The sequence below is a fragment of the Sphingomonas sp. genome, assembly GCF_035555815.1.
GTDB lineage: Bacteria > Pseudomonadota > Alphaproteobacteria > Sphingomonadales > Sphingomonadaceae > Sphingomonas.
Genome location: NZ_DATMGG010000213.1, coordinates 1 through 2,312, shown reverse-complemented (window position 1 = coordinate 2,312; position 2,312 = coordinate 1). Strand labels below are relative to the sequence as shown.

The window sequence follows — 2,312 nt, the reverse complement described above, 5'->3', positions numbered from 1 at the left end:
CCGAACAGATAGATGTCCCAGGCAAAGGTGGTCGCTTCCGGGGTGTCCCCGGTCTCGCGCAGGCGGATGATGTGGCCGTTGTGGTTGTTGATGCCGGCGTTGGGTGCGTCGGCATAGGCGCGCGGGTTGGCGGCGTCGGTGGTCGCCGGGGTGCGCAGCTCGCCGCGGTTCAGGGTGATGAAGACCTCGCCGGTGATCGGGTTGACCGAGGTCCAGCCCGCACGATCCATCGGCGTCGCCGCGAGCGCATCGCCGGCCAGGCGCGCGTTGGTGAGCACGTCGACCTGATCCGCGAAGGGATAGGCCGCATTCGCGCTGGTCAGTGGGGCGGTGCCAAACGTCAGCGGCAGCCAGGTGCCGGTGCCGTCCGCCTTGAATTGCGCCACGTACAGCGTGCCGCTGTCGAGATATTTGTCCCCGATCGCCAGTCGATCGGTCGCGGCCGCGTCGGCCGAGGCCCAGGCGGTGCCCGACACGAACTTGTAGAAATATTCCCTTTCGCCATTATCGCCCATGTAGAAGGCCGGCTTGACACCGATGAAGAACTTGCCGGGCCAGCACCCTTCATGGTCGAAGCGGCCGAGGGCGGTGCGCTTCCTGGGCGCTTTGGTCGCGTCATAGGGATCGACCTCGACCACCCAGCCGAACTGGTTGGGTTCGTTGCGGAAATCGGCCGTCGCGGAGGCTCCCGTCGCCTGGGCATCGAAACGACGAAACGCGGTGTTATTGGCGTCGGCGGGGACGACGCTCTCCCAGGCGTAGGTGGAGCCGGCCTGGGTCAGGCCGAAGCGCGCCAGCGCGGTGGCTTCCTTCGCGGTCCGCCGCGGATTGTCGAGCAAGGCGGGGCGCCGGAAATAGCCGGGCCAGTCGGCCTCACCGGTCAGCCCGGTACCCCAGGCGGTATAGCCGTTGCCGCGATTGCCGATCGTGCCGCGACCCTTGGTGCCGTCGGTGGAAAAGGCGGTCTGGAGATAGCTGCTGCCCTTGACCGGGCCGCTGAAGTCGACCGCAGTCTGTGCTGTCACGCGGCGGTTGAATGCGCTCGCCTGGACATAGCTCCAGCTGCCGTCGGCGGCCTTGATCGTCTCGACCACGCTCAGGCCCAGCGCCTCCATTTCCTTGACCGCCTCGGCCTCCGGGCGTGCGCTGCCGCTGCCGGTCGGGCCGTTGGCGTGGAGATAATATGGGTTGATGTCGGCGTGGTTCATCATCAGCAAACCGCGCGACGCCGCCAGATCGTCGCGCGCGCCGGCGCCGTCCAGCCCGAACCAGTAGAGCGCATCGTGTTCGTCGCCTGCGCGGGTGGCAAAACCGGTGTCGGTGCCGTCGTTCTTGTACGCCGGCGTCGTCGCGTCGAGCGGGTCGCCGGTCCGATAGAGGACGCTGACCTTGTAGTCGGCCGGGACCGTGACAACGTCGTTCTTGTTCTTCGCGACGGGGGCGAAGTTGAGCGCGACTGGGGTGACGGTGACGTTGGCGTCGGCGCTGGCGGTGTTGCCGCTATTGTCGGTCGCGGTGAAGCGGATCACGACGATCGCGTTGGAGGAGACGGCGGGCGCGAGGAAGCTGGTGGTGGTGCCGGTGGTCGCGCTGAGCGTCACGACCGGGCCGCTGACCTGGACGAAGGTCGAGCTGGTGATGCTGCCGTTGTCGGTGGCGGTGCCGGTGATCGTGACGAGGTTGCCCGACGATGCCGTGCCGGAACTCCCGACCGTGACGGTCGGGGCCGGATCCGATGGGGTGTCGTTCTTGTCGCTGCCGCACGCGGCGACGACCGATCCGCCGAATACCGCGATCGCCATCGCGCCAACGCCGCTGCGCAGCGTCTCGCGTCGGGAATAACGCTGGGCGACCAGATCGCCGAGAGTCGGGCCAGCGCTGAGGTTGGTGGCGACGTCGCCGTCGTCATAGCCGATGTCGGTGCGGATAACGTCGGTCATTCTAATCCCCATTGCTGCCCGTTCGCCGATCCGTCGGTGAGCGGTTCGTCCTGATTCTGCGTGGCCGGGGCGCCTGACGCGCCGGTGAAGTTGCGGTGACAGTTTTGTGCAGGGCGTTCCAGCGTCTCGTCAAGATTATGCGACAGGCTGTTCAGCGCCAGCGCCGCTGCCTAGGGGTGGGCGATGGAGTCGCCAACCGATCCCCTGCCGCCGCGACCCAGCCTTGCCGGCCGGTTGTTCGCGGCGGTCGTCCAGCGCCGTGCCGCCTCCGAATCGTTGGGCGACTGGCGAATGGCGCTGGGTGTGGCGGTGCTGCTGGCGGCGGGGCCGGTGGCGACCTTGCTCGGCGCGCGGGTGCTGGCGGCCGGTGCC

Annotated in this window: 1 protein-coding gene and 1 pseudogene; one reads left to right on the top strand and one right to left on the bottom strand. The window is 67.9% G+C overall.

Annotation, left to right across the window (positions count from 1 at the left end; genetic code table 11):
• Positions 1 to 1,940: PhoX family protein (locus VNR91_RS12480; protein WP_325491101.1), on the bottom strand; the 1,940-nt coding region annotated here is incomplete at its 3' end.
• A 183-nt stretch (positions 1,941 to 2,123) separates the two neighbouring features.
• Here VNR91_RS12480 and VNR91_RS12475 point away from each other — a divergent pair.
• Positions 2,124 to 2,312 (top strand): annotated as a pseudogene (locus VNR91_RS12475) (hypothetical protein); the annotation flags it as partial.